The following is a 24,231-nucleotide window of genomic DNA, read 5'->3' on the forward strand; positions in this document are numbered from 1 at the left end:
TTAGGGCGGCCAAAGGGCCGCGGCGGGATGCTAAGTCAGGTGTGCTGTGCTGCCTACTTGCGGGCCCCCGCGTCGGCGAGCCGGATGAAGGTCACCGACTTGGGCTCGAACTCATAGGTGAACGCCGTCCCGGCTCCGTTGAAGGTGCTCGACGCCGGGGCCAGGTTTTGCCCGTCAGCGGTCTGGGTCAGGGTGGTGACCGCGGCCGTGGTGCTGATGTCGGTTGCACCCGCCACCTTGATGTCCACCGGGGTCCGTTCGGCCGAGGTGTTGACCACCTTCACGATCGTGTCGCCCGACTCGGCGTCCTTGGTGACGACGGAGTAGACGGGGTCAGCCTGGGTGTCGTCCACAGTGCCCCACAGGACGTTGTCCAGGTAGAGCTTCGCGATGCGCCCGGAGACCTCGATCCGGATGTCGTATTCACGCCCGGTCTCGATCACGGTGCTCTTTTCGATGACGTTCGTCTTGCCGCCGTTGACGGCCTTCTCCACGACCGACTTCGAGTTGTTCCAGCCGCCGAGGTTCCACCAGAAGTAGTTGCCGGTGTCCTTCACCCCGAAGGAGACGAGGAAACCTTCCGAGCCGGCCAGCTTTGTTGCCTTGGTGCTGAGCGTGTAGTTGCTCCAATCGGCGTTTCCGGCGGTCACCATCGTGTTCTGCGCTGTCGTGCTGGACTGGACATAGGCGCCGTCCTGGATCGACCAGGACCCGGTGCCGTTGCCGGTCCACGCTGCTGCCGTTCCCGAGAAGTCGTCGCTGAACAGGGGCGTGCCGTCGTTGCCTGTCACCGTCACGTCGTCATAGCGGGCGGCAGTGGCCCAGGTGGACAGTCCGATTTTTCCTGCGATCGGCACCACGGTTGAGGCCGGGTTCTCCTGCGTGCTCGGCACCACCTGGGTGCCGACATTGTTCATGAACAGCTTCTGGACCTCATAGTTGGGGGTGGTCCGGACGGACGTTCCATTGAAGAACATCATGTCCGGGCTCCACTGCGTGTTCGACTCGTTCGCAATGAGCGGCGCGTAGGACGCCATCTTGACCACGTCCGCGTTCCGCTCGAGGCCGGTCATGTAGGAGGCCTCTGCCAGGGCGTTGTCAGGCTTGTTCCCACGGGATGCGTATTCCCCGAGGAAGACCTTGTAGCTGTTCCGGTCGTAGGAGTCGTAGCGGTGGTTGTTATTCAGGAACCAGGACGGGTCGTTGTAGTAGTGCTCGTCGACGAAGTCCACACCCGTATCCGCGTTGAATTTGGAGAGGTCGTCGAATTCCGGACCCTGGCTGAACGGACCGGTGTTTCCGATGATCTTGATCTCAGGGTGGGCCTTGCGGACAGCATTGTAGAACTGGGTGAAGTACTGCTTGAACTCCGGCTTGTACTCCTCATTGCCCAGGCCGATGCGGTCCAGGTTGTAGGGCTCCGGATGCCCGTAGGCAATGCGCTTGGCGCCCCACTCCGTGCTGGCGTCACCGTTGGCGAACTCGATCAGGTCCAGGGTGTCCTGGATGTAGCGGTCAAGGGTTGCCTGATCCGGGGCCTGCTTGTTGTCTCCGCAGCCAGTCACGCCAACCGGAACCACGGGGACGGGGATGGCTCCCATGTCCTCGGCCCACTGGAAGTACTCCATGTATCCCAGGCCGTAGGTCTGGTTGTAGCCCCAGAAGTTCCGGTTCGCCGGGCGCTGCTCCACGGGACCGATGGTGTCCTTCCACTGGTACGTGCGGGCGCGGGTGTAATTGGGGGCCGAATACGTGTCGTAGCTTCCGGTGTTGACGATGCAGCCGCCGGGGAATCGGAGGAATCCGGGCTTCAGGTCGGCGATCTTCTCGGCGAGGTCCTTGCGGAGGCCGTTTTCCCTGCCGTTCCAGGTGTCCTGCGGGAAGAGGGAGACCATGTCGAGCCGAACCGTGCCGGTTCCCTGGACAACTGTCACAAGCCGGCCCGCTCCCGTCGAGGACTTGGGCGAGAGAGTCACCTGGTACTTCGCCCAGCGGTCGCCCTTGATCTTGATCGTGGCGATGTCGAGGCGCCCGCCTTCGGGCGTCTCCAGCGTGACAGCAAGGCTGGTTCCGGCGGGATTGGACGTGCGCGCCCAGACTGAGTAGTTGTACTTCTTGTGCGCCTCGAGCTTCTGCCCGGCGTTCCAGCCGCTGTTGCGGACTCCTACGCCTGCGCCGCTTCCCGCGCCGCCGGCGGTGGCGTCGATCTGCAGGTAGTTCCGGTTGTTTTCATTCAGGCGGTTGCTGTCGTTGACGACGGCGGCTGTTCCGTCACCGCCCCGCCGCAGGACGTCCCAGGCGGTCATGGGAGTGTAAGTCCTGTTATCCCCTGAGTTGAATTCAAAAGACCTGTTCTGGACAAGTTCCGCGTAGATGCCGCCGTCGGCGCCTTGGTTGATGTCCTCGTAGAAGGCCCCGTACATGGTGCGATCGATAGAAGGCCCCGTTCCGGCGGCGTTGATGCTGATTGTCCGATTCGTGGCGGGCTCCGCCGAGGCACCCAGCGCCGGACCCAGGGACAGCACCGCTGCTGCCAGTGATCCGGCAAGCACCATGGTGCAGGCCCGCTGTGCGGGACGTGGTGATTTTGATGGCATGGAAGACGTGGCCTTTCTCCGTTGAGCAGACTGCCGGCCCCCGGGCGCAGCTCTGCGGGGCGGCCGCTGACGGCTTGAGTGCGCAGCACCGTCCTGGGGCGTGGCCGCCGAATGAATGGATGACAAAGTTCTGTTAACGCTAACAATGGGGCGCGTCGGGAATGAGTATTGAACATGTTTACAGAGTTGTAAAGGGTGTGGGCTGAGCCGGAAGGGCAAATTCCCCTGCCAACAAATTGTGACGCGAAGCACTTGACGGCCTCGTTTGTTAGCGTTCACAATGAGTCGCAGAGCGCTTCAGCTCACTTGCAGCAATGGCGGTGTTCCGAGTCTCCCGCCTGCATGTAACTACGCCTCCGGGAGGATGTTGTGTTTAAGAAATCCCTAATTGCGGTAGCCGCCGCTTCGATGCTCACTCTGACGGCCTGCGGCGGAACCGGCAGTGCTGCCGGCAACGCGGGCACTGACAAGATCACCATGGGCTTCGCACAGGTGGGCGCCGAAAGCGGCTGGCGCACCGCCAACACCAAGTCCGTACAGGAGTCCGCCAAGAAGGCCGGTATTGACTTGAAGTTCTCTGATGCCCAACAGAAGCAAGAGAACCAAATCAAAGCGATCCGTTCCTACATCCAGCAGAAAGTGGACGTCATCGCCTTCTCGCCGGTGGTGGAGTCAGGCTGGGACACCGTCCTGAAGGAAGCCAAGACCGCGAAGATTCCCGTCATCCTCACTGACCGGGCAGTGGATTCCACGGACAAGACCCTCTATAAGACGTTCCTGGGTTCCGATTTTGTTGAAGAGGGCAAAAAGGCGGGCGCCTGGCTTGTCGATGAATCCAAGTCCGCCACCGACACCGTGAACATCGTCGAAATCCAGGGCACCACCGGATCGGCACCTGCGAACGACAGGAAGGAAGGGTTCGAGGAGGCCATCAAGGCCAACCCGAAGCTGAAGATCATCGCCTCGCAGAGTGGTGACTTCACCCGCAGCGGCGGCAAGCAGGTCATGGAGGCCTTCCTCAAGAACAACCCGGATATCGACGTCGTCTTCGCGCACAATGACGACGAGGGGCTGGGTGCCATCGAGGCCATCGAGGCCGCCGGCAAAGTTCCCGGCAAGGACATCAAGATCATCACCATCGACGCAGTGAAGGACGGCATGACTGCCCTGAGCAACGGAAAGATCAACTACATCGTCGAATGCAGCCCGATGCTCGGCGACCAGCTCATGGACCTCGCCAAGAAGGTCCTCGCAGGCGAGACAGTCCCGGAACGGGTTGTCACCGAGGAAACCACGTTCACCCAGGAGCAGGCAAAGCAGGTTCTTGCCAGCCGCCCGTACTAAAACCTGGCTCTCCTGAACGCCTGTGCGGCGGCGGATCACCGCCGCCGCACAGCACACCGCGGTACGGCAGACCCAGCACAGAAAAGATACGAAGATGAACGAAATCGCTCCCGTCGTCGAGATGACCGATATAGCTATTGGATTTCCAGGAGTTAAGGCGCTCGACGGAGTCAACTTCCGCCTCTTCCCGGGTGAAGTGCATGCCCTCATGGGAGAGAACGGTGCGGGCAAGTCCACGCTGATCAAGGCGCTGACCGGTGTGTACAGCATTGATTCCGGCACGGTAACCGTGCTGGGCGAGAACAAGCAGTTCACGACGCCGGCCGCATCGCAGGCGGCTGGCATCAGCACCGTCTACCAGGAGGTCAATCTCTGCCCCAACCTGACCGTTGAAGAGAATGTCCTGCTGGGGCGGGAACCGCGCCGCCGCGGCTCCATTGACTGGAAGGGCGTTCGGTCCCGGACCCGGGAGGTGCTCGCCGAGCTACACCTGGACCAGGTTGATCCGGGGTCCCTCCTGTCCTCGCACTCCATCGCGGTCCAGCAGCTCATTGCCATTGCCAGATCAGTGGAGATCAACGCCAAGGTCCTGATCCTGGACGAACCCACATCCAGCCTCGATGCCGATGAGGTCAACCAGCTGTTCCGCGTCATCCGTGATCTCCGCGAGCGCGGAGTGGCCATCCTGTTCGTCTCCCACTTCCTTGAGCAGGTCTACGAAATCTCCGACCGCATGACAGTGCTCCGCAACGGAAAGCTTGTGGGTGAATACATGACCCGCGAGCTTTCCCGCATGGGCCTCATTTCCAAGATGATCGGCCGGGAAATGGAAGCACTGGCCGAGCTCGACCAGGCGCCTGCACGGGCACGCGCCAGGACTGCCTCCGAGGCGACGCCCTTCCTTGAGACCCACGGACTCGGGAGGAAGGGATCGGTTTCCCACGTGGACCTGTCCGTCTACCCGGGCGAGGTCGTTGGCCTCGCGGGTCTGTTGGGAGCGGGCCGTACCGAGATCGCGCGGCTCATTTTCGGCGCCGACAAGGCGGATGAAGGCTCGATCGCGATCAAGGGCTCAGGCCAGAAAATACGGTCGCCCCGCACAGCCATCGACATGCGCATCGGGTTCTGTTCGGAGGACCGCAAAGAGGAAGGACTGATCGGAGACCTCACAGTCCGCGACAACCTGGTGTTGGCCATGCAGGCCAGCAAGGGTTGGGCACGGCGCATTCCGCGCCGCATCCAGGACGAGCTGGTGGCTGAGTACATCCAGGCCCTCGACATCCGCCCGGCCAACCCCGACGCACTCATCCGGAACCTCAGCGGCGGCAACCAGCAGAAGGTGCTTCTCGCCCGCTGGCTGGTCACCCATCCCGAACTCCTGATCCTCGATGAGCCCACCCGTGGAATCGACATCGGAGCCAAGACCCAAATCCAGAAACTCGTCAGCCAGCTCGCGGCCGACGGGATGTCCCTCCTCTTCATCTCCTCCGAGCTCGAGGAAGTCCTGCGCGTGAGCGACCGCATCGCCGTCATCAAGGACCGGGCAATGGTCGCGGACATCAATAACGACGGCGTCTCCGTAGAAGACGTCATGACGGTCATCGCCGGAGGCACCCAATGACATCACTTTTGAAACACCGCCTTGCATGGCCGGTGATCGCCCTCGCGGCACTGTTGCTGCTGAACCAGATTTTCCGGCCGGACTTCCTGAGCCTCAGAATGCAGGACGGGCACCTGTACGGCAGCCTCATCGACATCATGCGCAATGGCGCCCCCACAATCCTCATCGCACTCGGTATGACCCTTGTGATCGCCACCCGGGGCATCGACCTCTCGGTCGGCGCAGTGGTGGCCATCGCAGGGGCGGCCTCATGCTCTTACATCGCTGCTTCGCCGGAACCCGGCTCCCCCGTGACGGCCGCGACGGCGGTTCTCATTGCCGTGATCGCCGGCCTTGCCCTGGGCGTCTGGAACGGATTCCTGGTCTCCACCATCGGGGTGCAGCCAATCATCGCCACCCTGGTGCTCATGACAGCCGGGCGCGGCATCGCCCAGCTCATCACAGGCGGCCAGATCATCTCCGTCTCCAACGACCACTACAAGTCCATCGGCGCCGGGTACCTGTTCACCCTTCCGATCTCCATCCTGATCACAGCCGCCGTCTTCGTCGTCGCGGCCGTCCTCACCCGGCGTACTGCACTGGGCACCCTGATCGAAGCCGTCGGCATCAACCCCGTCGCCAGCCGGCTGGCCGGGCTCCGCTCACGGAACATCATCTGGATCGTCTACGTCTTCAGCGCCGTCTGCGCCGCCCTGGCCGGCCTCATGATCAGCTCCAACGTCACGGCGGCCGATGCGAACAACGCCGGCCTCTATATCGAAATGGATGCCATCCTCGCCGTCGTCATCGGCGGAACATCGCTGGCCGGCGGCCGGTACACGCTGGTGGGGACCGTCGTCGGGGCCTTCATCATCCAGACGCTGACCACCACCGTCTACACCCTCGGGATCCCGCCGGAGGTGACCCTGGTCTTCAAGGCCCTCGTGGTCCTCACCGTCTGCCTCCTGCAGGCGCCGAAAGCACGGAACCTGCTCAAAGGCCTCAAGGCAGCCCCCAAGCCCGCCGCAAAGGAAAAGGTCGCCATCTAATGTCCCCCCTGACCACGCTGACGCCCCTGACCGTCAAGAAGCCGTCACCGGCACGCAGCCGCCTGCGCGGAGGTGCCCGCTACGCGCCGACGCTTGCGACCGTCGGTCTCTTCATCGCCATGTTCGCCGTGGGGTCGGGCATGTACCCGAGTTTCCTCTCCGGCCAGGTTTTCCTGAACCTCTTCATCGACAACACCTTCCTGATCGTGCTCGCCGTCGGCATGACGTTTGTGATCCTGACCGGCGGCATCGACCTTTCAGTCGGAGCCGTCGTCGCCCTGTCCATGATGGTCAGCGCCACGCTCCTCCAGCAGGGCTGGAACCCCGGAGCCGTCATTGTCCTGGTGCTGCTGATCGGCGGCGGACTGGGCCTGTTCATGGGGCTGATCATCCAGTACTTCGACATCCAGCCGTTCATCGTCACTCTGGCCGGCATGTTCCTGGCCCGCGGCCTCTGCTACGTCATCAGCCTTGACTCGATCCCTGTTACCGAGGGATTCTTCACGGGCATGGCACAGGCGCAGATTCCATTGCCCGGGGACCTCTTCGTCTCGCCGGGCGTCCTGCTGGCCCTCGGAATTGTGGCCGTGGCCTTCTTCATCCTCCACCACACGCGCTTCGGCCGCACCGTCTATGCCATCGGCGGCAACGAACACTCCGCCATGCTGATGGGCCTGCCGGTGAAGAGCACCAAGATCCTTGTCTACGCGCTGAGCGGCCTCTGCTCCGCGATCGCGGGCATCCTGTTCTCCTTCTACAGCCTCTCCGGCTACAGCCTCGCCGCCCAGGGCATGGAACTCGACGCCATCGCAGCCGTCGTCATCGGCGGGACGCTGCTCACAGGCGGTACCGGCTACGTCCTGGGGTCAGTCGTCGGTGTGCTGGTGCTGGGCATCGTCCAGACGTTCATCGCCTATGACGGCACCCTGAGCTCCTGGTGGACAAAGATCGTCATCGGCGGCCTCCTGCTGGTCTTCATCCTGCTGCAGCGGCTCTTCGCCCGGAAAACACGCTGACTCCCTGCTTCACCCGCCTCTCTGTCTCCCGCACGTCGAAAGGACGTTTTTCAGCATGAGTGTTCCCCTCAACCCGCAGTTTTCGCGCCGCTCGTTCCTCGGTACCGGAAGCGCCGCAGCCGCCACAGCGATTCTGGCTGCTGCGGGCGCAGGATCTTTGGTGGCGGCACAGCCCGCCGCCGCCGCCGGATCAACCCCGGTCATTAATCCCATCGTTCCGCAGCGTGCGGACCCGTGGCTGATGAAGCACACCGACGGCAAGTACTACTTCACCGGCTCCGTACCCGAATACGACAGGATCGTCGTGCGCTCCTCCGCCACGATATCCGGGCTGGGCAACTCCTCGGAAGCAGTGGTCTGGACGCGCCCTGCCTCCGGAACCATGGGCGGCCACATCTGGGCACCTGAGCTGCACCACTTTGACGGCAAATGGCACATCTACTTCGCCGCCGGCGACAGCAGCGATGTCTTCCGGGTGCGGATCTATGTGATTTCCACGGCCGCGGCCGACCCGACCACCGCCGTGTGGGAGCCACCGGTAAGGGTGCACACGCACGCAGACACCTTCTCCCTGGACGCCACCACCTTCGAGCACGCCGGTACGCGCTATCTGCTGTGGGCTCAAAGCGACACCGGCGTGAACTCCAGCCTGTTCATCGCCTCCATGTCCTCCCCCTCCACGCTCTCCAGCGCACCTGTCCGTATCGCCGTCCCGACGATGGACTGGGAGACCCGCGGGTTCAAGGTCAACGAAGGTGCCGCGGTGATCAAGCGGAACGGCCGGATCTTCGTGACCTTCTCTGCCAGCGCCACAGACGCCAACTACTGCATGGGACTCCTCACGGCGGATGCGGGCGCCGATCTGCTCAACGCGGCCTCCTGGACCAAGGCACCCGCCCCGGTGTTTGCCACCTCCGAGGGGTCGAAGCAGTACGGCCCTGGCCACAACTCCTTCACGGTGGACGAAGCGGGCAATGACGTCCTCGTCTACCACGCCCGGTCCTACCGTGCCATTGTCGGCGACCCCCTCTACGACCCCAACCGGCACGCCCGCGTACAGCGGCTGCACTGGAACGCGGACGGCACCCCCAACTTCGGCGTTCCCGTGGGGGACGGCGAGCTGCCGGTGCGGCTGGAGTCCGCAGCCACCCCGGGCACCTACCTTGTCCACGACGGCACTGCCATCTCGGCCGTCTCCTCCCCTTCGCTGGGAGCATCCCAGTTCCGCATCGCCCCTGGCTACGCCAAGAAGAACTCCGTACTCATCGAACCGGTCCTGACCAAGGGCCGCTATCTCCGGGTGCAGGGCTCAACAGTCACCATCGCGTCCACGGAAGGATCGTCGTCGGCTTTCATCCAGCGGGGCGGCCTTTCAGCTGCGGCGGGAGCGTCCTTCGAGTCGGTCGATCTTCCTGGCTGCTATCTGCTGCTCCAGCAGGGCACCCTGACCCTGGCCAAGGTAGGCAAGAACGACAGGGCCGCGGCCACGTTCTTCCTGAGCTCGTAACCGCACGGCGCATCAGCCCCCCTTGCTTCGGCTGGCCGGAGCAAGGGGTGGGTGCCCGGCCCCGGAGTTTTCCGGTGCCGGGCACTTTTTGTGTCGAGGGTGTTGACTTACGCGACCTTCGCTGAATACTTAAGTATGTGCTTAACAATCGTTCGGAGGCGGACCTGGACCTTGTCTTCCAGGCGCTTGCCGACGCGACACGGCGAGCCATCGTGGCCCGCCTTTGCGATGGCCCGGCGTCGGTGTCTGAGCTTGCCAGGCCCTTCGCCATGAGCCTGCCGGCGATTGTGCAGCACCTCCAGGTCCTGGAAAACAGCGGCCTGGTGCGCAGTGAAAAAATCGGCCGGGTGCGGACCTGCAGCATCGTCCCGGCAACAGTCCGCCTCGCGGAAGACTGGCTCGGCGCCCGCCGGACAGCTGGGGAGCGCAGGCTTGACCGGCTGGAGGCATTCCTTGCCGCGACGCCTGAATCCCCGCCCTCAGAAACACCCTCCACCGAACCGCCATCCACAATTCCAACCAGGAGCACACCATGAGCAACCCTGTCACGCACGCCAGCTTCACCCTGGATCGCAAACTCAGTGTCCCGCCGTCTCGCGTTTTCCGGGCCTTTTCCGATTATGAAAGCAAGAAGAAATGGTTCGGCGGTCCCGCCGAATGGATTCAGGGCGAGTCCAGCCTGGACTTCCGCGTCGGCGGGCGCGAGACCGACGTTGGGGGACCGGCGGGCGGGTTCGTCTCCACCATGCACGCGATCTACCACGACATCATCCAGGACGAGCGGATCGTGTATACCTACGAAATGCTTTTGAACGGTGAGCGCAGTTCCGTCTCTCTGTGCACCCTCGAGTTCGAAGCTGACGGTGATGGCACCCTGCTCACCCTTACGGAACAGGGTGTCTACTTCACAGAGGAAGACCAGGTGGCCGGGCGCAAGGAGGGTACGGAGGGGCTGCTCGACGCGCTGCAGGCCTACGTCGAGGGTCTCTAGGACCACCCGTCGCGGGCTGCTGGTCCCCATTGGCGGACGGCGGTCCGCGGTGAGTTCACCGCCCGGCGTTGGGCGGCGCTGTTGACGAGCGGACCACAAGCCTGGGGTTGACGACGGAAGACGCGCCTGAATGGCCGTTGGCCATGTCGAAAAGGAGCATCTGCATGCAACGGGCACCGAGTTCCTTGAATCCCTGGTTGACCGTAGTCAGGGGCGGAACAAGGTAGGCGGCCTCGGGCTGGTCGTCATAACCGACAAGGCTGATGTCGTGCGGGACCCGCAGGCCGGCCTCGCTGAAGGCACGCAGGGCCCCGAGCGCCATCTGGTCGTTGGCCGCGAAAAGGGCCGTGACCTTGCCGGCCGCCGCGAGTTCCAGCCCGGCGCGGTATCCGCTTTCGGCGCTCCAGTCACCCTGGACCAGCACGGAATCATCCAGTCCTGCCTGGGCGAGAGTACGGCGCCAGCCATCAACACGGGCGGCAGCATCGATCCAGTCCGGCGGGCCGGCCACATGGGCGATGGCCGTGTGGCCAAGAGCCATCAGATGCTGCACGGCGAGGCTGGCACCCATGCGCTGGTTCACGGCGGCGACACTCAGCCGCTCATCGACGCCAAAGCCCACCGCAACCAGCGGAACGGCCATGCTGATGGTGCTCAGGGATTCGAACATGGCCTCGTGCGGCACAATCACGACGATGCCATCCACTGACTGCATCATGAAGTATTCGAGGCCGTCTTTGATCGCCGCCGGTGTGACCTCACCGAGGCTGGCAACGCTGACGAAATAGCCCTTGTCACGCGCCGCCTGCTGCACCCCGAGGAGCGTGTTGGCCGGACCATAATGGGACATGTCGCTTCCCAGAACGCCGATCGTCTGGGACTGCCGGGTCACAAGGCTCCGCGCCGCAGTGTTCCTGCGATAGCCCAGTTCCGCGATGGCCTTTTCGACACGCTCGCGCGTCAGGGGGCTGACATTCGGATGGGCGTTGAGCACCCGTGAGACAGTCTGGTGTGAAACGCCGGCGAGCTTCGCCACGTCCTCCATCACGGGAGGGCGCCTGATCTCTGATACGGGCATTCCCCTCCCCTTACGTTAGCGCTAACAATCAGCTTACCAGCCACCTGCCGGATCGGGCACTGGACTCAGCGGGCCGAGGTGCTGCTCCGCACCACCAGCACCGGCTCGACGACAGTGGAGCGGGCGCCCTCACCGTCCCCGACGGCAGACAGCATCAGATCCATGCAGCGCCGGCCAAGTTCCTCGAAATCCTGCCGGACCGTTGTGAGGGGTGGGGTGAAGTACCCCGATTCAGGCTGGTCGTCGAAGCCCACGACGGAGACGTCGTCGGGCACGCGGACTCCGGCTTCATTGAAGGCGCGCAGCAGGCCGAGCGCCATCTGGTCGTTGCCCACAAAGATGGCCGTGGCGGACCGTTCCGCGGCGAGCTTCCTGCCGATCTCGTAACCGCTGCCGGCGCTCCAATCGCCCTCCATGAGGAGGTCATTGTCCAGTCCGGCGGCCCGCAATTTCTGACTCCAGCCTTCGGCCCTCGCAATGGCGTCGATCCAGTCCTGGGGCCCGGCGACGTGCGCGATCCTGCGATGCCCCTGATCTATCAGATGCTGAACGGCGAGCTCCGCCCCGCGCTGCTGGTCCACCATCGCGCCGCTTATGGCGTCATTCCCGCGCGACCCCACGGCCACCAGCGGAACACCCGCCTTCATTTCCGTGAGGGCAAGCAGCGTTTCGGAGTGCGGCACGCTGACCACGATCCCGTCGACGGACTGATCCAGAAAGTGCCCGAGGGCATCGAAAATGGCTTCGCGGTTCACCGATTTCAGGGCCGCGATACTGACGAAGTAGCCGGCGTCCCGCGCCGCCTGCTCCACGCCCAGCAGCGTATTGGCCGGGCCGAACTGGGAGAGCTCACTGGCAAGGACGCCGATGGTCTGGGATCGGCGCGTGACCAGGCTCCGCGCCATCGTATTGCGGCGGTACCCAAGCTCGGCGATCGCGGCCTCGACCCTCTCCCGCGTGGCTTTGCTGACGTTGGGGTGTTTGTTGATCACACGAGACACGGTCTGGTGCGATACCCCGGCGCGTCCCGCCACGTCCTCAAGCCGCGGCAACCGCGCATTGCTTTTTGTCATGGGGTTATTCTCCGTGACGAGGCGCGGAACCACGAACAGCCCACGCGTCCAGGGCACCACACCGGCAAATAATCCGCACCGGCAACAGAACCTCGGGCCAAACCGGCGGAGGTTGCCATCTACAAGGATACTGACCGTCATTCAACTTCATAAGCTTTGGCAGGTTACAAGCTGTTTACTTGCATACCTTATGCTGCTTTTACCGTTGCCCTAGGGGCCCGTTGGGGTGGGGATCCACGGCGGCGGTAGACGGCCCGCTCCGCACTTGGGGGGCAGAGCGGGCCGGGCGCCTTCCAACAGAATCACGGATCAGGCAGCCTTGGACGCAAAAAACCCCCAATTCCCTGTCGTTGCAAGGAATTGGGGGTTTCCACTCTTCGCTAAAAGAGTGGGCCCTGTGGGGCTCGAACCCACGACCCACGGATTAAAAGTCCGATGCTCTACCAACTGAGCTAAAGGCCCAAACTGACTGCGCACCGCACACGTAAAAACGTGAAAGACGCACGTCAGTTCCAGTCCATTTCTGGACGTTAATACTGTACCCCAGTCCGGGGCGTATGACTTACGGGACGCGCGGCCGCCGTCGTCCTTATTTTATTGCCCCGAAAAGGGGACCGGCCGGCCCGGCCGGGCACCAAACCGCATGCTCGATTACCGCACGTCACAGGAGTAGCGTGGACAGCATGAGCGACAGAGCAGGAACCCACGGTCCGGGCGGGGCGGAACGGCACCACAAACCGAAGCCTTTTGCGCCCATAGATTTTGAACCTTTCGCGGGCGGCGCTGACCCGGCACGGGTCTCCGAAGCGGCACACCTGGCCGCCCAGGCCCTGGTGCGTCACGGACGCGACAGCGACGATCCCGTTGTCACAAGGCGCCTCGTCAAGCTCGCTGACGAGCAGGGCCTGGACGCCATTGCGGAGATGTGGGCCGAAAGCCCCGCACGCTCCCTGCCGGGAGCCCTGTGGCGGCTCTATGCCCTCCGTGCGGCAACCGTCCAGGACCCGGAGCGCATCTCGGTCTACTTCAAGGCGGGCAAGGACACCGCGCAGGTTTCCAACGTCGTGGCCGGTGCCGCCGAGCCGCCTGGTGCCGACGAAATGAAGACCATGGCGGACGCCATTTTGTCCGGAGCGTTCGACGGCGACTTCGACGTCGCGCTCGAGCGTTCGGCCGCCTTCTGCCGCGTTGTGGCGCTCGGGCAAGCCACGCTCGCCGACGGCGCCGACCACAGCAACGAGGTCCACGCGCGCAAGCTGACACGCAACTCGCACCTGCTCGTCAAGACCGCCGAGGACCTCGAGCACGCCGCCAACGCCTGGCGCTTGGGCGAGCTGGACTGACCTATCGGGTCGGATCTGTCAATGTTGACTTGGTCCAGCCAAAGTAGAACACTGAAACTGGTGCCGAACCGCGAAACCCCCGGGCTTCAACATTTAGCCGCCTAGAGCGGCCTACCGCCGAGAGGCGTATCCGGTTCGGCACCATTTTCATGCCCGAACACGAGGGCCGGTAAAGTACTACTAGTCGCGGGCCGGACGCCAAGTTACAGGACCGCGCGTAAGCGTCCTGACGATCTCCGGAGACCGGTAAATGAAGCTGCGCCTTTTTCCCCAGGAGCCCGCAGGGCTGAACCTGCTGTCGCAGCTGGCCCGCCAGATTGTTCTCGCCAGCGCCACCATGGCGGAAATCCTGGGCGCGCCCGCCGCCGAACATGACCGGCTCGTGGAGGACATGCATAACCACGAGGCCAAGTCCGGCGAACTGCACTTCGCCCTGCTGACCCACATGCGGACGAGCTTCGTCAATCCCCTCCCCCGTGAAGACATGTACGGGCTGTCGCTCTGCCTCAATCAGGCCATCGAGAAGCTGGACGCCGCCGCCGAGCTGGTGGCGCTGTACAAGCTGGACAGGCTGCCAAAACGGGCGGCGGACCAGCTGGAGATCATCAGCCGCCAAGCCGAGCTCACGGCGGACGCGATGCGGCGGCTGAACAACCTCGATGACCTCGAGGACTACTGGATCGAGACCGTGCGCCTGGCCAAAAGGGCCGAACGGACGCACCGGATCTGGGTCGCGGACATGCTGAAGGAAATGAAGGCCGCGCAGTATGCGCGGAACCGCGACGTCGCCAACCAACTCGTGGACGTCACCAAGGACATGCGTCGCATCGCAACCCAGGTAGGCAGCATCATCGTCAAGGAATCATGAGGTGACGCCGCTCATTTTCGCCCTGGTGGTGGTTCTGGCCGCTTCGTTTGCGTTCATCAACGGGTTCAGGGACGTCTCCAACTCTGTGGCCCTCGCCGTCCGGACCCGCGCCCTGACACCCACCGTGGCGGTGCTGCTGGCCGCCGTGTTTAACTTCGTCGGCGCTCTCCTCAGCTCCGGCTTTGCCGTGGCCGTCAGCCAGAACTGGGTTACGCTTCCGCTGGGAGACAGCGGGCTCAGTATCCTCGTGTCCGGCCTGGCCAGTGCCTGCATCTGGGGTCTCCTCCTGTGGTGGAGGGGTATCCCCTCATCCTCCACGCACGCCCTGGTGGGCGGTCTCTTCGGAGCCGGAACCGCCAGCGTTGTGGTGGGAGGCAATGCCGTGGGCGGAGTGGACCAGTCACTCCTGTTCCAGGTGGCCCTTCCCCTGCTGATCTCCCCCGTCATCGCCTTCCTGGGCGCGTATCTGCTCGTATACCCCGTGACGTGGGCCGCCCGCTATGCCCAGCCAAACGAGATCAACCGGCACTTCAGAGCTGCGCAGTCCGTTACGGCGGGCGCGGTCGCCTTCGGCCACGGGCTCCAGGACGGCCAGCGCGTCGGTGCGGTACTCCTACTGGCTATCCTGGCGGCGGGGTATGCCGACGGCGGCTCCATCCCGGTGTGGGTGGCGATGCTTTCGGCGGTCATGATCACGGTGGGAACGCTGTGCGGCGGCTGGCGCATTTCACACACCATGGCATACCGCCTCATCCGGATTGACCCGCTCCGCGGTGTGGTGGCGCAGGCCTTCAGCGCGGCCCTGCTGTTCATCGGTGCGATCGGCCTGCACTGGCCCATTTCCACCACGCACACCGTCACATCCGGGGTGCTGGGCGCCGGCGAAAACCAGCACCTGTCCGGAACCCACCGAAAGCTGGTGGCCCGGATCCTGACGCTGTGGGTACTGACGCCTGCCGTCACCGCCGGGGGCGCCTTCGTGCTGGAACTGGCGCTCTCCCCGCTGACCGGCACCTGAATCCGGGTCAAAGACGCGATTGCTCCGTAACCGCCCTTTTGAGCATTCATAGGGGCGGTTACGGAGCAATCGATGAGTTGGGTGGGCCCACGCCGCCAGGGTTCCCTGGCCGAGCCTGCGAGGCTAGGGCGGCGGTGGGGATTATCCGAAGCGGCCGGAGACGTAGTCCTCGGTAGCCTTCTGACCCGGGTTGTTGAAGATGGTGCTGGTCTCGGCAAACTCGATGAGCTTGCCCGGCTTGCCGGTACCGGCGATATTGAAGAACGCCGTCTTGTCCGAAACACGCGCCGCCTGCTGCATGTTGTGGGTCACGATAACCACGGTGTACTGGTCCTTGAGCTCATTGATGAGGTCCTCGACGGCCAGGGTGGAGATCGGGTCCAGGGCGGAGCATGGCTCGTCCATCAGGATCACCTGGGGTTCCACGGCGATGGCACGGGCGATGCAGAGGCGCTGCTGCTGGCCACCGGACAGGCCGGAGCCAGGCTTCTCCAGCCGGTCCTTGACCTCGTTCCAGAGGTTGGCACCCTGCAGGGAGCGTTCCACCAGGGCATCGGCTTCGCCCTTTGAGATTTTCTGGTTGTTCAGCTTCACGCCGGCCAGCACGTTGTCCCGGATGGACATGGTGGGGAACGGGTTGGGCCGCTGGAACACCATGCCGATCTGGGACCGCACGGTGACGGGGTCCACGCCGGGGCCATAGAGGTTGTCGCCGTCGAGCAGCACTTCGCCTTCGACCCGGGCGCCCGGCAGCACCTCATGCATGCGGTTGAGCGTCCGCAGGAAGGTGGACTTGCCACAGCCGGAGGGGCCGATGAACGCCGTGACGGACTTGGCTTCGATGTTGATGCTGACGTCCTCAACGGCCAGGAAGTTGCCGTAGTAGACGTTCAGGTCTTTGACGTCGATGCGCTTGGACATGATGTTCCTTAACTTGCTGGGTATGAATTGAAGTCTAGATCCCGGCGGTTCAAACCGAAACGTTCCGGGACTCGGGTGCGGCCACAAGGTGCCGCGGTCTAGCGCCCCGTCTTAGGCGCGAAAACCCTGGCGATCAGGCGGGCACCGAGGTTCAGCAGCATCACCAGGATGATGAGCACCAACGCGGCGCCCCAGGCCCGCTGCGAGGACGGGTCCGGATTGGACGGCGAGGTGGGGTTCAGGATCTGCGTGTAGATGAAGGTCGGCAGTGATGCCATCCAGCCGCTGAACACGTTGTTGTTGATGCTGGTGGCAAAACCGGCGGTGACCAGAATGGGCGCGGTCTCGCCGATCACGCGGGCGATCGCGAGGGTGACGCCGGACGCGATGCCCGAGATCGCCGTCGGAATAACCACCTTGAGGATGGTCCGCCACTTGCGCACGCCCAGGGCGTAGGACGCCTCGCGGAGTTCGTTGGGAACGATTTTCAGCATTTCCTCACTGGAGCGGACCACCACCGGGATCATCAGCACGGAAAGCGCGACGGCGGCCACCGCGCCGGTTTTGGTGCCGGGACCCACAATCGCGAAGAAGAAGGCGGCGGCAAACAGGCCGGCGACGATGGAGGGGATGCCGGTCATGACGTCCACGAAGAAGGTGATGGCGCGGGCCAGGGGGCGGTCGTTGCCGTATTCCACGAGGTAGATGGCCGTCAGCAGGCCCACGGGCACCGAGATGACCGTGGCCAGCAGGGTGATCTCGACCGTGCCGAGCAGCGCATGGTAGATACCGCCCAGAACGGGCCCCTCCCCTTCGGCAGCCCTGTTGTCGAAGACGCCGGTGACGCCGTTCATGGACCTGCCGAGGAACCCCGGCGTGATGAGGCCCGGAATGCCATTGACCATCACGGTCCAGATGACGGAGATCAGGGGCAGCAGCGCGATGAGGAAGGATCCCACCACGAGGCACGTGGCGAGTCTGTCCTTGGCCTTCCGCGCGCCTTCAACGGCAGCGCTCCAGCCCACGAGGCCGGCAGCGAAGAGAATGGCGGAGACGACTCCCCAGCCAAAGGCGTTGAAGCCGATCAGCGCCAGTATGGCCGCGCCGAGGATCAGTGCAACGGCGAGCACGACGTACGGTGCGTACTTGGGCAGTTGGCCCTTGGTGAGCGCGGACCGCTTGCGGACCGGTGTCAGGGTGGAGGTCATTTAGTTTGCTCCCGAGAATTCTTTGTGCCGGCTGATGATCCACCGGGCAACCATGTTGACGGCGAGTGTGATCACGAACAGGATCAGGCCTGCGGCGATCAGGGTGCTCACCTTCAGGCCGCTCGCTTCAGGGAAGTTGAGCGCGATTTCGGCGGCGATGGTCTGGTTGCCGGACTGGATCAGGCTTGCGGTGAGGGCGCCGGAGGAGAGAACCAGGGCAACCGCCATGGTCTCGCCGAGGGCGCGGCCAAGGCCCAACATGATGGCGCTGATGATGCCGGGGCGGGCGAAGGGCAGGACCGCCATCTTGATCATTTCCCACCGCGTGGCGCCCAGGGCAAGGGCGGCTTCCTCGTGCAGTTTGGGGGTCTGCAGGAAGATCTCGCGGGACAGGGATGTGATGATGGGGAGAACCATGACGGACAGAACGATGCCCGCGGTCAGGATGGTCTTGCCCGTAGCGGAGGCCGGTCCCTGAAAGATGGGCAGCCAGCCCATGTTCTCGGCCAGCCAGCCGTACGCGGGCGAAATCTGGGGGGCCAGGAATGCGGCGCCCCACGCACCGTAGATGACCGACGGGATGGCGGCAAGGAGGTCGATCACGTAGCCAAGGCCGGAGGCCAGCCTGCGCGGCGCGTAGTGGGAGATGAACAGGGCGACGCCGATGGCCACCGGCGTGGCGATCACCAGGGCGATGATGGCGGCAATCAGGGTGCCGATGACGATAGGCCAGATGTAGGCGAAGAAGCCCTCGCCGCCTTGGATGTCCTCTGCCGGGGCGGTGAATGCCGGAATGGCCTGGATGACGAGGAAGAGTGCAACGCCGAACAGCACGGCCAGAATCAGGCACCCTGCTGCCAGGGTAGCTCCAGAAAAGACTTTATCCCCGGCGCGTCCGGCGCCTTGGGAACTGGTCAGGGAGGTGGCGGTCATTCCCGGCCCTTCGGTGTTGATGGTGCGGTTGTGCGCAACCTGGAGAGTTTGCGGTTTACACGCCTAAGTTCCCCGCCCTGCCTTGCGGCGGAACGGGGAACTTCGGCGCTCAATAAAACTTTACGACTTGACCTTGATGGCCTCGATGGCCTTGGTAGCCTTTTCGGTCAGGGCGGCGGACAGCGGAGCCGACTTTGCGGACTCAGCGGCAGCCTTCTGGCCTTCTTCAGAGACGACGTACTTCTCGAAAGCCTTGACCAGGTCAACGGTTTCCTGCTTGTCGTAGGTGGTGCAGACGACGTGGTAGGAGACGAGGACGATCGGGTAGGCGCCGGACTCAGTGGTGGTGCGGTCCAGGTCGATGGCGCTGTCGACTTCGGCGCGGCCTGCAACAGGCTTACCGGCGTCGACGGCCTTGGAAGCGGCTTCCGGGGAGATCTTGACGAACTCGGAGCCGACCTTGATCTGGGCGGTGCCCAGCTTGCCGCCGACAGCGGAGTCATCTGCGTAGGTCACAGCACCCGGGGTGTCGGTGACTGTCTTGACCACACCGGAGGTTCCCTTGGCGTTCTCGCCCTTGAGGGAGGCAGGCCAAACGCCGTCGGCCTTGTCCTTCCAGACCTCGGGGGCTGCAGCAGCGAGGTATTCCGTGAAGTTCTTGGTGGTGCCGGAGTCGTCAGAACGGCTGACCGGCGTGACCTTGAGGTCCGGGAGCTTGGCGTCCGGGTTCAGGGCGGCGATGGCGGGGTCGTTCCACTTGGCGATCTCGCCGCGGAAGATCTTGGCGGCGGTGGTGGCGTCCAGGTTGAGTTCAGTTACTTCCGGCACGTTGAACGCGATGGCGATCGGCGAGATGTAGACCGGGATGTCAATGGCACCCTCGGGGCCACACACCTTCTTGGACGCGGTGAGTTCCTCGTCCTTCAGGTAAGCGTCGGAACCGGCGAACTGGGCGGAGCCGTCGAGGATGGCCTTGCGGCCTGCGCCGGAACCGTCCGGGGAGTACTGCACGGTGGCGCCCTGGTTCGCGGCGGCGAAGTTCGTCTTCCATACGTCCATGGCTGCGCCCTGCGCGGAGGAGCCGATGCCCGTCAGGGTTCCGGTGACTTTGGTCCCGGCGGCGGTCTGGGTGCCTGCCGGGGTGTTCGTGGCGTTGTCGGAACCACAGGCGGTAAGCGCGAGTGCGCCAGCGGCGATAACAGCGAGTGCCGCGTGGCGGCCGAAGCGGAGTGCCTTCACTGGGTGTACCCCTTCCAGGGTTTCTGATGCGATCCGGACCGGAGACGTCCGAATGGGGGATGCGTACGTTCTGTACCTTCATTCAAGGTATGGGTCTGAGGTAACGCGCAATGGGGTCCAAGGTGAACGGAAGATTAACGACGGCGGGATTTTGACTTACATATGCTGGGTCCCCATTGCGTTAGCTGCGCCACAGTCGTAGTGCACCAGCCATGTGGCACGATGTCCCGTATGGAGACCCCCGGAAGCCTGGACGCCCACCATCTGGCCGGCGGCCCGACGGACGCGGACATCGATCTTTACCGCCGCCTGAGCGCCGATATCGCGGCCGGCGTCGCCGTCGTTTCCACCTCGCTGCGCAACCGCGACTATGCCGCGACCGTGAGCGGATTCCTCTCCGTCTCCTACGACCCGCCGACGATGCTGGTCAGCCTTTACGCGGAATCACGCATCGGCGAGGCCGTTGAGGAGTCTGGTACCTGGGCGTTGAGCCTGCTGTCCGGCAGGCACCGGGGGGCGGCGGACTGGCTCGCGAGCCCGGGGACGCCCCTGCAGGGACTGCTTGCCCAGATCCCGTTCCGGCGGGGCCCCGCCACCGGATCAGCGATCATCGACGGCGCCCCGGCCTACTTCGAGCTGCGCACTGTCGCCATCCATCCCGCCGCCACCCACCTGCTCGTGGTGGGAGAGGTCCTCGCCATGGGAAGCGGCGCTTCCCCGGCAGAAGCCCCCGACCCGCTGGTCCATTTCGGCTCCGGGTACCGCCGTTTGATGCCCTGAATGATGGACGATTGAAGCCTGGACATCGACGAGGGTCAACGAGCACTGATTGAGGAGTAGAACATGGTTCCTGAAATCAACATCTGGGCGGTCCTGGTGGCAACGCTGTCCACCATGGTCGTGGGGTCGATCTGGTACACGCCCAAGGTCTTCGGCAACTACTGGATGCGCACGGCCAAGGTCACTCCCAGCGGCGAGGGAAAAGACGCCATTAAGCCGATCCTGATCACTCTCGTTGTCAGCTTCGTCAGTGCCCTCGTTCTTGCCGGCTCGGTTGCCATCGCCCAGGAATTCTACGGGGGCAGCTTCCTCGCCAATTCAGTGATCACCGCCGTCATTCTCTGGGCAGGATTCACCGCCGCCCGCTTCATCACGCACGACGCGTTCGAAGGCCGGCCGGCCGGACTCACCATGCTCAATTGCGCCCATGAACTCGTGACCTACCTGGTGATGGCCCTGGTCATCGGCCTGTTCGGCATCTAAGCGCGACGCTTGAAGCGCGAACATGCAGCTAATGCCCGCAAATCTCCGCTTTGAGGTCATTACGTGCCAGTTCGCGCGCTACTCGTTCGCGCTAGCCGCGCGTACGCAGCCGGGCCACGAGCGTTGCGGCGAGGAACGCCGTCGTCATTTCCAGGGCGATGATCACCAGCATGACGACGGCGGCGGACTCCCCCGCCACGCCCTGCATCCCGCCCGCCGGCGCGGCGGCAGCGTGGCTGTGGGCTGACCGGCCCGACGCCAGCAGCAGGAAGGTATGGACCGTCGCCATTGCGACGGCGGAGGCCATGATCCGGTGGAGCGCCGCGACGTTGCTGTGGCGCCAAAGGTGCAGGGCGCACGGCAGGCAGACGGCCACCATGGCGAGCATCAGGGCACTGAGCCACGCCGCGTGATGGCTTCCGGCCGCAAGCCACACGTGGGCAAGGCAGGAAGCGGCCGTCACCAGGGCACAGATGCGGGAGTGGAGCATGCCGCCCAGGAAGGTTGGCGGACTCATGCCTGCAAGCAACGCAGCATGATCAGCCATGGCAGTGTCCGCGTGACGGCTGGGCAGAGGCCGGAACGTCCAGGACCGGGCTGCGGTCGAAGAAGCCTTCGGGGCGGAGCTTGAACCCGACAGTGTCCACGGGCATGATGGGCCAGTCCTCGACGCGGGGGAAGTGGGTGAGCCCGAACGTGTGCCAGACGACGATGTCCTGGCCGTCGATGTCGCGGTCCTGGGCGACGTAGGCGGGCAGGCCGGCACCGCCGGAGTGCTGGTTGACGAAGTCGCCCGTGGGGTAACGCTCGTCTTCCGAGTAGCGGGTGACCCACAGGTCCTTCGTGGCGAACGCGGCCCGGCGGGCGATGGAGGATCCCGGATCGGCCTGCAGGGTGGGCTGGTTGTGGGAGTGCAGTTTGTAGCCCACCGGCTCGCCCAGGCGGTTACGGGATTCGGGGTTGGAGATGATCCAGGTCCGGCCCGCCCTGGCGTCGGCCTCACGGACGCCGTCCGACTCGCGGGCCAGCACGGTGCGCTTGCGGGAGAACGCGTTACCCCGTTCGTTGCCGGGGCCCATGGCCTGGCGGACCACGTCCTCCTCCTCGACGCGGTTGGTGAATCCGTCGATTGCCATGTCCAGACGGGCGCTGAAGATGTGCTGGTGGAAGGGTGCCCCCAGCCCGGGCGCGAGCTGGGAGATGTTGTTCGAGCCGCCCACCGGGAACGCAGATGTGAAGACGACGCCGGTGGCTTTGGCCTCGAATTCGATGGTGCCGTCGAGGTAGAGGTACCAGTAGAAGCCGTAGTCGTAGTTGCCGATGGTGGTGAAGAAGGAGATCACCAGCCGGCGGTTCCGGCGGGTGTAGTTGATGCCGGACCACAGATCGCTGTGCTTGGACAGGATGCCCCAGTCCTCCTCATGCATGCAGATGCCGTTGCGGATTTCGCGGGGGTTGCCGAAGGCGTCGCTGATGACCGGGCTGAGGTAGGTGATCTCGCCGAGGCAGTCGCAGCCGAGCTCCAGGGAATTGGCATACTGGCCCACCAGGTACTCCCCGGTGTCGAAGTAGTTCTGCCAGGACCGGATCGGGGACGGGTCTCCGTACGGAACCACCATTTCGGCGATGGAGGCCCGGTTGATGATGGGACGCAGCCGTTCCCCGTCCCGGAAAGCGAGGTTATGCAGCACCACGCCTTCGCGGACATCGAAGCCGACGTCGACGCTCCACTTTTCCCACTCGACATGGTTTCCGCCGGTGACGGTGAAACTGGGGCCCTCGGGCTGCGTGATGCTGATCGGCTTCTGGGAGGTCCGCAGCGGTCCGGTCAGTTCCGGATCCGTGTAGTTGCCGTGCTCGGCGGGCACGGGGAAGATGCCGGTGTCGATCACCTGCGTGACTTCCTTGTTGACCACGTCCACGTAGGCGACCAGCCCGTCTACCGGGTGGGCCCAGGCGCTGTCCTCGGGAAACTCCTGCACGAAGGCCAGTCCCCGCAGGATGCGCCGGCCCCTCTCCTCCGGGTACTCGAACACGCCGGCCGACAGCGGGGCCACGCGGACCTTGTTGACGTCCAGGTTCCGCGAGGCGAGCGCCTTCAGCCACCGGTCATCCGAGGCCAGGAGCTGCTCGACGACTTCGAATTCCTCTTCCAGGACGGGAAGCTCGCCGGTGGCGGCAGTGTCCAGTTCGACGGCGGAAATCACCTCGCGCGCGGCAAGCGAGACCGTGAGGTCCATTGGTGCGGCGCCCGATACGTCATGGAGGAATATCCCGAACCGGCGGTCCGCGGTTTCGGATGCCGTGCCGCGCACCGGGTCCAGCAGGCCGAGGTAGGCGATGCGCTTCTCGGGGCCAAAGAGCCCGGCAGCACGAAGAATGCTCTGCGCATCGGTGATTTCTGCGGCCGTTGCCAGGCGGTAGGGGGTGGCTACAGCTGTGAGGGAGATCGTCATGGCGGCCTTCTGTCCGGGACCCTTGGCGGGTCGGGGTTTTATTTTCTATAGTTGTAGAGAATAACCGTACGTAAGATAAGTCACAAGGGTCTTGCGCCAAAAGAATTTCCGGGGGAGCGGCTGCGTGCCAAAGATTGTTGATCACGACGAGCGCCGGCTGGAGCTGGTGGACGCCACATGGCGGATCATCGCGCGGCTTGGGATCGAGGGTGCCACCATGCGCGAGATCGCAACCGAGGCAGGGTTTGCCAACGGTGCCCTCAAGCCCTATTTCCCGACGAAGGACACCCTGCTGACTTTCGCCTTCGGCCATGTCTTCAACAGGACGAACGAGCGCATCGCGGAAGTTACCGCCGGGAAAACGGGCATCGCAGCCCTGAGGGCATTTGCCCTCGAGGTGCTGCCGCTGGACGAGGAGCGCGTCCATGAGGCCCGCATCGTGATTCCCTTTTGGCAAAAAGCCATCACCGATCCCGAAAAAGCGGCCATCCACAGGGACTCCATGGAGCAGTGGCATGCCGCCATCCTCGAGCACCTTGCCCAGGCGAGGGAGAACGGCGACGTAAGCTCCGCCGTCGGGGACTGCGCCATTGCCGGAAGCCTGCTGAACATGCTGCTGGGCGCCCAGATAGCCGCAGCGCTGGCCCCACAGGGGCAGGTGGACCGCGGCCTAAGCGACCAGCTGGAAGGCTTCCTGGCACTTCTCCAGGCCGGAGCATAATTTTTT

The 24,231-nt window shown here is 64.1% G+C and carries 22 protein-coding genes and 1 tRNA gene; 13 read left to right on the forward strand and 10 right to left on the reverse strand.

Going from position 1 to position 24,231, the window contains the following annotated elements:
* Positions 1-53: 53 nt before the first annotated feature.
* The gene (locus AC5RUM_RS02375) at positions 54-2,597 is read right to left on the reverse strand and encodes an alpha-L-arabinofuranosidase family protein (RefSeq protein ID WP_494033423.1); all 2,544 of its coding nucleotides are present in this window, start codon (positions 2,595-2,597) and stop codon (positions 54-56) included.
* Positions 2,598-2,966: 369 nt separating this feature from the next.
* Between AC5RUM_RS02375 and AC5RUM_RS02380 the strand changes: the two genes are divergently transcribed.
* The 7 genes from AC5RUM_RS02380 (at position 2,967) to AC5RUM_RS02410 (ending at position 10,104) form a co-directional block, all read left to right on the forward strand.
* Entirely contained in the window at positions 2,967-3,941 is a 975-nt protein-coding gene (locus tag AC5RUM_RS02380) for an ABC transporter substrate-binding protein (RefSeq protein WP_494033424.1), read from the forward strand.
* A gap of 94 nt (positions 3,942-4,035) precedes the next feature.
* Positions 4,036-5,562: a sugar ABC transporter ATP-binding protein gene (locus AC5RUM_RS02385; RefSeq protein WP_494033425.1), complete on the forward strand. Its 1,527-nt coding sequence runs from the start codon at positions 4,036-4,038 to the stop codon at positions 5,560-5,562.
* Positions 5,559-6,590, forward strand: a complete 1,032-nt coding sequence (locus tag AC5RUM_RS02390) for an ABC transporter permease (RefSeq protein ID WP_494033426.1) — start codon at positions 5,559-5,561, stop codon at positions 6,588-6,590. The genes AC5RUM_RS02385 and AC5RUM_RS02390 overlap by 4 nt, the downstream gene beginning before the upstream one ends.
* Positions 6,590-7,606 carry a galactofuranose ABC transporter, permease protein YjfF gene (gene yjfF / locus AC5RUM_RS02395; RefSeq protein ID WP_494033427.1) on the forward strand — a complete coding sequence of 339 codons (1,017 nt, stop codon included), beginning with the start codon at positions 6,590-6,592 and terminating at the stop codon, positions 7,604-7,606. Before AC5RUM_RS02390 ends, yjfF begins: the two co-directional genes overlap by 1 nt.
* Positions 7,607-7,661: 55 nt before the next feature.
* Positions 7,662-9,113 (forward strand): family 43 glycosylhydrolase, encoded by a 1,452-nt coding sequence (locus AC5RUM_RS02400; RefSeq protein ID WP_494033428.1) that lies wholly within the window; start codon positions 7,662-7,664, stop codon positions 9,111-9,113.
* Between the two features lie 137 nt (positions 9,114-9,250).
* The gene (locus AC5RUM_RS02405) at positions 9,251-9,649 is read left to right on the forward strand and encodes an ArsR/SmtB family transcription factor (RefSeq protein WP_494033429.1); all 399 of its coding nucleotides are present in this window, start codon (positions 9,251-9,253) and stop codon (positions 9,647-9,649) included.
* Positions 9,646-10,104, forward strand: a complete 459-nt coding sequence (locus AC5RUM_RS02410; protein ID WP_494033430.1) for an SRPBCC family protein — start codon at positions 9,646-9,648, stop codon at positions 10,102-10,104. Before AC5RUM_RS02405 ends, AC5RUM_RS02410 begins: the two co-directional genes overlap by 4 nt.
* A 55-nt stretch (positions 10,105-10,159) precedes the next feature.
* On the opposite strand, the gene AC5RUM_RS02415 is transcribed toward AC5RUM_RS02410, so the two are convergent.
* The 3 genes from AC5RUM_RS02415 to AC5RUM_RS02425 all read right to left on the reverse strand — a co-directional run bounded on the left by AC5RUM_RS02415 (position 10,160) and on the right by AC5RUM_RS02425 (position 12,717).
* Complete coding sequence (locus tag AC5RUM_RS02415; protein ID WP_494033431.1) at positions 10,160-11,182, reverse strand: LacI family DNA-binding transcriptional regulator; 1,023 nt, start codon at positions 11,180-11,182, stop codon at positions 10,160-10,162.
* A 65-nt stretch (positions 11,183-11,247) separates the two neighbouring features.
* Positions 11,248-12,255, reverse strand: a complete 1,008-nt coding sequence (locus AC5RUM_RS02420; protein WP_494033432.1) for a LacI family DNA-binding transcriptional regulator — start codon at positions 12,253-12,255, stop codon at positions 11,248-11,250.
* Positions 12,256-12,644: 389 nt separating this feature from the next.
* A tRNA-Lys gene (locus tag AC5RUM_RS02425) sits at positions 12,645-12,717 on the reverse strand.
* A gap of 221 nt (positions 12,718-12,938) precedes the next feature.
* On the opposite strand from AC5RUM_RS02425, the gene AC5RUM_RS02430 reads away from it, so the two are divergent.
* The 3 genes from AC5RUM_RS02430 (at position 12,939) to AC5RUM_RS02440 (ending at position 15,484) form a co-directional block, all read left to right on the forward strand.
* Positions 12,939-13,598 carry a hypothetical protein gene (locus AC5RUM_RS02430; RefSeq protein WP_494033433.1) on the forward strand — a complete coding sequence of 220 codons (660 nt, stop codon included), beginning with the start codon at positions 12,939-12,941 and terminating at the stop codon, positions 13,596-13,598.
* Between the two features lie 250 nt (positions 13,599-13,848).
* Positions 13,849-14,466 (forward strand): DUF47 domain-containing protein, encoded by a 618-nt coding sequence (locus AC5RUM_RS02435; protein ID WP_400577412.1) that lies wholly within the window; start codon positions 13,849-13,851, stop codon positions 14,464-14,466.
* A 1-nt stretch (position 14,467) separates the two neighbouring features.
* A complete protein-coding gene (locus AC5RUM_RS02440) occupies positions 14,468-15,484 on the forward strand; it encodes an inorganic phosphate transporter (protein WP_494033434.1) in 1,017 nt (338 codons plus the stop codon).
* A 141-nt stretch (positions 15,485-15,625) separates the two neighbouring features.
* Here AC5RUM_RS02440 and pstB read toward each other — a convergent pair whose 3' ends face one another.
* The 4 genes from pstB to pstS form a co-directional block, all read right to left on the reverse strand.
* Positions 15,626-16,405, reverse strand: a complete 780-nt coding sequence (gene pstB / locus AC5RUM_RS02445) for a phosphate ABC transporter ATP-binding protein PstB (protein WP_494033435.1) — start codon at positions 16,403-16,405, stop codon at positions 15,626-15,628.
* A gap of 98 nt (positions 16,406-16,503) precedes the next feature.
* Entirely contained in the window at positions 16,504-17,613 is a 1,110-nt protein-coding gene (pstA, locus tag AC5RUM_RS02450) for a phosphate ABC transporter permease PstA (RefSeq protein ID WP_494033436.1), read from the reverse strand.
* Positions 17,614-18,546, reverse strand: a complete 933-nt coding sequence (gene pstC / locus AC5RUM_RS02455) for a phosphate ABC transporter permease subunit PstC (RefSeq protein ID WP_494033437.1) — start codon at positions 18,544-18,546, stop codon at positions 17,614-17,616.
* Positions 18,547-18,666: 120 nt separating this feature from the next.
* Positions 18,667-19,785, reverse strand: a complete 1,119-nt coding sequence (gene pstS, locus AC5RUM_RS02460; RefSeq protein ID WP_494033438.1) for a phosphate ABC transporter substrate-binding protein PstS — start codon at positions 19,783-19,785, stop codon at positions 18,667-18,669.
* Between the two features lie 231 nt (positions 19,786-20,016).
* On the opposite strand from pstS, the gene AC5RUM_RS02465 reads away from it, so the two are divergent.
* Both AC5RUM_RS02465 and AC5RUM_RS02470 read left to right on the forward strand, forming a co-directional pair.
* Positions 20,017-20,565 (forward strand): flavin reductase family protein, encoded by a 549-nt coding sequence (locus tag AC5RUM_RS02465; protein WP_494033439.1) that lies wholly within the window; start codon positions 20,017-20,019, stop codon positions 20,563-20,565.
* 63 nt (positions 20,566-20,628) lie between these two features.
* Positions 20,629-21,048 carry a DUF1761 domain-containing protein gene (locus AC5RUM_RS02470; RefSeq protein ID WP_494033440.1) on the forward strand — a complete coding sequence of 140 codons (420 nt, stop codon included), beginning with the start codon at positions 20,629-20,631 and terminating at the stop codon, positions 21,046-21,048.
* A 91-nt stretch (positions 21,049-21,139) separates the two neighbouring features.
* Here the strand turns inward: AC5RUM_RS02470 and AC5RUM_RS02475 are convergent, their stop codons facing one another.
* Together AC5RUM_RS02475 and AC5RUM_RS02480 are read right to left on the reverse strand one after the other, a co-directional pair.
* On the reverse strand, positions 21,140-21,565 hold the full coding sequence (locus AC5RUM_RS02475; protein WP_494033441.1) for a hypothetical protein: 426 nt from the start codon (positions 21,563-21,565) through the stop codon (positions 21,140-21,142).
* Between the two features lie 22 nt (positions 21,566-21,587).
* Positions 21,588-23,504 (reverse strand): primary-amine oxidase, encoded by a 1,917-nt coding sequence (locus tag AC5RUM_RS02480; protein ID WP_494033442.1) that lies wholly within the window; start codon positions 23,502-23,504, stop codon positions 21,588-21,590.
* Positions 23,505-23,628: 124 nt separating this feature from the next.
* Between AC5RUM_RS02480 and AC5RUM_RS02485 the strand changes: the two genes are divergently transcribed.
* Positions 23,629-24,225: a TetR/AcrR family transcriptional regulator gene (locus AC5RUM_RS02485; protein WP_494033443.1), complete on the forward strand. Its 597-nt coding sequence runs from the start codon at positions 23,629-23,631 to the stop codon at positions 24,223-24,225.
* Positions 24,226-24,231: the final 6 nt, after the last annotated feature.

This window comes from Arthrobacter sp. B2060 (assembly GCF_059090445.1).